Raw genomic sequence first — 1,156 nt, forward strand, 5'->3', positions numbered from 1 at the left:
CTCCTTGCGGATCGCCATCAGGCCGGGCATCTCGTGCTCGGCGAGAGTGATCTCCTTGCGGCCGAACTCGGCCAGGGAGAGGTCGGCGACCTTGAAGTCGGTGAAGTCAGCGTTGGGCTGCGAGGACATGCTGGTTGCTCCTTGAGTTCAGTACGTTGCGGTGGATCTCGAGCGTCGCCGTCGAGCGGTTGAGCGTGATGTAGTGCAGTCCGGGGGCGCCTTCGGCCAGGAGCCGCTCGGCCATCGCGGTGGCGTACTCGACACCGATGCGATGGCCGTCGGCGGGGTTGTCGCGCGCGGCTTCGAGCCGGTGGGCCAGTTCCTCGGGGAAGGCGGCTCCGCTGAGTTCGGCGAAGCGGGCGATCTGGCGTACGTCGGTGGCCGGCATGATCTCCGGGATGACCGGGGTGTCACAGCCGGCGGCGGCCACCCGGTCGCGCAGCCGGAGGTAGTCCTCGACCTGGAAGAACATCTGCGTGATCGCGTAGTCCGCGCCCGCCCGGCACTTGGCGACGAAGTGCCGGATGTCGCTCTCCCAGTCGGGTGAGCGCGGGTGGCGTTCGGGGAAGGCGGCCACGCCGACGCTGAAGTCGCCCGACTCCCTGACCAGCCGCACCAGTTCACGGGCGTGGGTGAAACCGTCGGGGTGCGCGATCCAGGGGGCGTTGGGGTCTCCGGGCGGATCACCGCGCAGCGCCAGCACGTCCCGGACGCCGACGTCGGCGTACTGGCCGATGATGTGGCGCAGCTCGGCCGCCGAATGACCGACGGCGGTCAGATGGGCGACGGGACGCAGGGTCGTCTCGGCCGCGATCCGTTTGGTCACCTCGACGGTACGGTCCCTGGAGGAACCGCCGGCGCCGTAGGTGACCGACACGAATGTCGGCGCCAGTGCCTCGATCCGGCGGATCGCCTGCCACAGGGTGCGGGCTCCGGCGTCGGTCTTCGGCGGGAAGAACTCGAAGGAGAACGACGGGGTCGTCCGGTCGAGGACGTCGCGCAGGGTGCTCACTCCCGGCCTCCGGCGTTGAAGTAGCTGGCCTCGGGGTGGTGCAGGACGATCGCGTCGGTGGACTGTTCGGGGTGCAGCTGGAACTCCTCGGACAGGTGGACGCCGATCCGCTCGGGCCGCAGCAGCTCGGCGATCTTCGCGCGG

3 protein-coding genes are annotated in these 1,156 nt (G+C 69.6%); all 3 read right to left on the reverse strand.

The features are described 5' to 3' along the window. A partial coding sequence (locus tag ADK64_RS42520; protein WP_159046178.1) for an adenosylhomocysteinase occupies positions 1-129 on the reverse strand: 129 nt, incomplete at its 3' end. Continuing rightward, the gene (gene metF / locus ADK64_RS06650) at positions 107-1,012 is read right to left on the reverse strand and encodes a methylenetetrahydrofolate reductase [NAD(P)H] (RefSeq protein WP_053656032.1); all 906 of its coding nucleotides are present in this window, start codon (positions 1,010-1,012) and stop codon (positions 107-109) included. The genes ADK64_RS42520 and metF, both read right to left, overlap by 23 nt. Further along, positions 1,009-1,156: vitamin B12 dependent-methionine synthase activation domain-containing protein (locus ADK64_RS48885; protein ID WP_159046179.1), on the reverse strand; the 148-nt coding region annotated here is incomplete at its 5' end. The genes ADK64_RS48885 and metF, both read right to left, overlap by 4 nt.

The organism is Streptomyces sp. MMG1121 (assembly GCF_001280015.1).
In the GTDB taxonomy this organism is placed as follows: Bacteria; Actinomycetota; Actinomycetes; order Streptomycetales; family Streptomycetaceae; genus Streptomyces.